General features: G+C 71.8%; 6 protein-coding genes. 5 read left to right on the top strand and 1 reads right to left on the bottom strand.

Annotation, left to right across the window (positions count from 1 at the left end; all coding sequences use genetic code 11):
- A partial coding sequence (locus Q2100_RS26815) for a vWA domain-containing protein (protein ID WP_302916507.1) occupies nucleotides 1–866 on the top strand: 866 nt, incomplete at its 5' end.
- On the top strand, nucleotides 863–1,615 hold the full coding sequence (locus Q2100_RS26820; protein WP_302916508.1) for a hypothetical protein: 753 nt from the start codon (nucleotides 863–865) through the stop codon (nucleotides 1,613–1,615). The genes Q2100_RS26815 and Q2100_RS26820, both read left to right, overlap by 4 nt.
- A gap of 5 nt (nucleotides 1,616–1,620) precedes the next feature.
- Here the strand turns inward: Q2100_RS26820 and Q2100_RS26825 are convergent, their stop codons facing one another.
- The gene (locus tag Q2100_RS26825; RefSeq protein WP_264011614.1) at nucleotides 1,621–1,989 is read right to left on the bottom strand and encodes an STAS domain-containing protein; all 369 of its coding nucleotides are present in this window, start codon (nucleotides 1,987–1,989) and stop codon (nucleotides 1,621–1,623) included.
- 162 nt (nucleotides 1,990–2,151) lie between these two features.
- Here Q2100_RS26825 and Q2100_RS26830 point away from each other — a divergent pair, with 162 nt between their 5' ends.
- The 3 genes from Q2100_RS26830 to Q2100_RS26840 are packed head-to-tail and all read left to right on the top strand — an operon-like array spanning nucleotide 2,152 to nucleotide 3,864.
- Complete coding sequence (locus tag Q2100_RS26830) at nucleotides 2,152–3,042, top strand: STAS domain-containing protein (RefSeq protein ID WP_264011615.1); 891 nt, start codon at nucleotides 2,152–2,154, stop codon at nucleotides 3,040–3,042.
- A gap of 28 nt (nucleotides 3,043–3,070) precedes the next feature.
- The gene (locus Q2100_RS26835) at nucleotides 3,071–3,445 is read left to right on the top strand and encodes an STAS domain-containing protein (RefSeq protein ID WP_264011616.1); all 375 of its coding nucleotides are present in this window, start codon (nucleotides 3,071–3,073) and stop codon (nucleotides 3,443–3,445) included.
- Nucleotides 3,442–3,864, top strand: a complete 423-nt coding sequence (locus Q2100_RS26840) for an anti-sigma regulatory factor (RefSeq protein WP_269895984.1) — start codon at nucleotides 3,442–3,444, stop codon at nucleotides 3,862–3,864. Before Q2100_RS26835 ends, Q2100_RS26840 begins: the two co-directional genes overlap by 4 nt.
- The last annotated feature ends 127 nt before the right edge of the window (nucleotides 3,865–3,991 follow it).

Below are 3,991 nucleotides of genomic sequence, written 5' to 3' on the forward strand. Positions count from 1 at the left end.
TGTTCGTCGCCACGGGCGCGCAGCGGCGGGCGGCCGCGCTGCGCTGGAGCGGCCTGACCCTGGCGGTGCTCCTGGTGCTCGCGGCGCTCGCCCGGCCCGGCGCGGGAACCGTGAAGTCGGACTCCGCCGCGGCGGCGCCCTCGGGCGTGCCGAACGTCTTCTTCGTGGTGGACCGGTCGGTGGACTCCGGCGTCGCCGACTACGACGGCCGGCCCAGGATCGAGGGCATGCGGACCGACATCGAGACCCTGATCGAGCGGTATCCGCAGGCACGGTTCGCCGTGATCTCGTTCGCGGCCCGCCCGTCGCTGGACTGGCCGCTGTCCGACGACGCATGGAGCCTCGAACCGGTGGCCGCAGCGCTGACGCCGTACCCAGCCCCGCCCGACGCGGCGTCACAGGTCAACGTCGCCGCTGCCGCGAATCCCCTGCGCTACCAACTGATCCAGGCCGGCCAGCAGTACCCGAATTCGCGCAACCTGGTGTTCTACCTCGGCTCCGGCGCGGGTGGCTCGCAGGCGCCGCAGGGCCGCTTCGAGATCGAGGCGGGCATGGTCGACGGCGGTGCGGTGCTCGGCTACGGCACCCCGGCACCCGGCGACGGCGCCCCGCTCGACGAGGCCGCACTGCAGCAGGTGGCCGATCAGCTCGGCGTGCCCTACGCCCGGCGCGACGCGGGACCACCGCTGGAAAGCGTGCTGCCCGCGCCGTCCTCCGCCGACACCGACGCCGACCAGAACACCCCGCGGACGGAGTGGTACTGGCTGCTCACCCTGCTGGCCGCTGCGCTGGCCCTGGCCGAGATCTACCTGATGGTCCGCGAACTGCGCAGGCACCGGGCGGCCCGACGGGCGGTGACCTCGTGACGCGGCGACGTGGGGCTACCCCGCGGAGGCTGAGACTCCGCAGACGGCTGCTGATCTTCTCCGCGCCGGTGGCGGCGCTGGCGCTCATCGTCGCGCTCAAGCTGATCTCCATGGTGGCGGCGGGCAGTTCGGCCGTCGACGACTACGCCGAGCGGGACCTCGACGGCCTGTCCTCCGACGTCTCGGTGCTGCAGTTCGGCAACATCGTCGAGACCGCGAAGGCGCCCTTCGCCGCGGGCACGCTGGCGGTGCTCGACGGCCGTCTGGCCGACGCGGACGCCGAATTCGGCGAGGCCCTGCGCCGCACCGAGCCCGTGCTGTCCTGCCCGGTGCGGGTCAACCTCGAGCTGGTCCGCGAGACCCAGGGCGACCTGGCCGGCTTCGCCAGGGACCCGGTGGCCGCCCGCGAGCGGTACACCAGCGCGCTGGCGATCGTCGAGGGCGCACCGCCGGAGTGCTTCGCCGGCAACACCGACCCCGACGAGGAGCGCCGCGCCATCCGCGACGACGCGGCCGAACGGTTGGCCGCGAAGATCGCGAACGCCGACGCGATGCCGCCACCGCCACCGCCACCGCCGCCTCCGCCCCCTCCACCACCGCCGCCGCCCCCGTCGGCGGGGTCACCGACAGAGGACGACGAGGAGCAGCGGCCCGACGATCCGCGCAGGCTCGACCCGCGCGGGGGTGACCCGCTGGAGCGGTTGAAACGGGTGCTCCGGGACGCGGCCGGAGCCGTTCCGGCCGGCTGAGCCGGTCAGACGGTGGCGTCGCCGTCGCGCAGATCGGCCAGCGCGTCGTCGAGCGTGGCGTGCAGCGGGAACACGTCGTCCAGCCGCGTCAGCTGGATCGGCCGGGCGGTGACGGGGCCGGCGGCCACCACCGCGTAGCGGGCCGACGGGCTGACCTTCTCGTGGGTGGCGACCAGGATCTGCAGGCCCACCGACGCCAGGAACGTCACCTCGGACAGGTCGATGATCAGGGCCACGGGACGCTCGTCCACCAGGCCCGCGACCACTTCCTCGAGGGTGGCGGAGGTGGCGAGATCGACCACGCCGCCCACGGCGAGCACCGCGATGCCGTCGACGTGCTGCACCGAGGTGGAGATCGCTTGCGAAGCTGACAACTGCCGTCCTTACGTCGCCATCCGCCGGTGGGCGGACGTTGGAAGCCTAACCGTCTCGGGCAACACGGAAAAAATACTTCACCGGAAACGGGCCCACCACCGGGATAGGCTCGTCAGGTGACTCGCGCGCCGGGTGCGCGCATGCGCAGGCCGGGAGAGCACATGACCGAGATGTCGACCGATTTCATTGCCGCGGGCGCGCCCGGCATTTCCACCGAGGGGCTGTTGCCGCAGCTGGTCAAGCATCTGCGGCAGAACCGCACGGTGCTGCGCGAGGAGTGGGCCCGCCGCATCACCGCGGCCGAGCTGCTCACCGCGATGACGCCCGAGGAGCTGTTCTCCGAGGCGACCGCGGTCTACGACAACTACGTCGAGGTGCTGGAGACCGGCAGCGTGGAGGCCCTGCAGGCCTACGCCCGCGACCTGTCCGAACGCATCATCCCGCGGGGCGTCGAGACCGACGAGGTGCTCGGGATCGTGCTGCTGCTGCGCGATGTGCTGGCCCGGTCGCTGTTCGAGAAATACCAGACCGACTTCGACCTGCTCAACCGCGTGCTCGACGCCTACGAGCCGGCCGCCAACCGCATCGCCAACACCGTGGGCGTCAGCTTCGTCCAGGAGCGCGAGCGCATCATCCGCCAGCAGCAGGAGGCCATCCGCGAGCTCTCCACCCCGGTGCTGCAGGTGCGCGAGCAGTTGCTGATCCTGCCGATCATCGGTGTGCTGGACAGTCAGCGGGCCCGCCAGGTGACCGAACAGCTGCTGCGTGCGATCCGGGCCAACCGCGCCAAGGTCGTCGTCATCGACATCACCGGCGTCCCGACCATCGACTCCACGGTCGCCAACCACCTGGTGCAGACCGTCGACGCGTCCGGCCTGATGGGCGCCAGCGTGATCATCACCGGGCTGTCCTCGGAGATCGCCCTCACACTGGTCACCATCGGCCTCGACCTGTCGAAGATGAACGCCGTCGGCGACCTGCAGGGCGGCATCGAGGAGGCAGAACGCCTACTCGGATACGAGGTGAGCCGCACCGGCGAGCAGAACGGCTGAGCGCGCCCACTGCGCCGCAACCACTTCCATGCCGGTACCCATCCTCAAGCAGGGCGCGATCCTCATCGCGACCGTGCAGGCCGCTCTGACCGACTCCGACACCGAGCGGCTGCAGGACGACCTGATGGAGCGGGTCAGCCGGTTCCGCGCGCAGGGCATCATCGTCGACGTGACCGCCATCGACGTGATGGATTCCTATGCGGCCCGGTCCCTTCGGACGATCGCCCACATGACCCGGCTGCGCGGCGCCGACACCGTGATCGTCGGATTGCAGCCCGAGGTGGCGTTCGCGATGGTGCAGCTTGGGCTGGTGTTCGACGGCATGCACACCGCACTCGACCTGGAGGAGGGGCTGGCTCTGCTGCACCGCCGGGCGCCGGGCGACGAACGGCCGCGACCGTGACCCCGCCGCGGTCGGCGGACTTCGTCGTCGACGTCAACGACTCCGACGACATCGTCACCGCGCGCCAGGCCGGCCACGAACTCGCACGCCGGCTGGGCTTCTCGCTGACCGACGTGACGATGGTGGCCACCGCGATCTCGGAGATCGCCCGCAACATCACCAGCTACGCCGGTCGCGGCGAGGTGCGGGTGGGTGTGCAGTACCGCGACGGGCGCAGGGCGCTGGTGGTGCGCGCCGAGGACGACGGCCCCGGCATCGCCGACATCGACCGCGCACTCGAGGACGGCTACTCGACCGGCCGCGGCCTTGGTCTCGGCCTGCCCGGCGCCCGGCGGCTGATGGACCGGCTGATCGTCGAATCGACACCGGGGCAGGGCACCGTCGTCGAGATGTGGAAGTGGACGCCCGACGATGGCTGAGACGATGGCCCAGCACGGCCGGCTCGGCCCGATGGAGTGGGCGGCGGCGGCGCGGCCGGTGCCCGGCCAGGTGGTGTGCGGTGACCGGTCGGTGGCGGTCGGGGTCGGCGCGAACGCCGCGCTGTTC

It is taken from the genome of Mycolicibacterium arseniciresistens, from assembly GCF_030519285.1.
GTDB classification, from domain to species: domain Bacteria; phylum Actinomycetota; class Actinomycetes; order Mycobacteriales; family Mycobacteriaceae; genus Mycobacterium; species Mycobacterium arseniciresistens.

Coding starts and splice junctions, on each gene's coding strand:
- Q2100_RS26830 (WP_264011615.1), top strand. CDS start 2,152: ATGACCGAGATGTCGACCGATTTCATTGCCGCGGGCGCGCCCGGCATT.
- Q2100_RS26835 (WP_264011616.1), top strand. CDS start 3,071: ATGCCGGTACCCATCCTCAAGCAGGGCGCGATCCTCATCGCGACCGTG.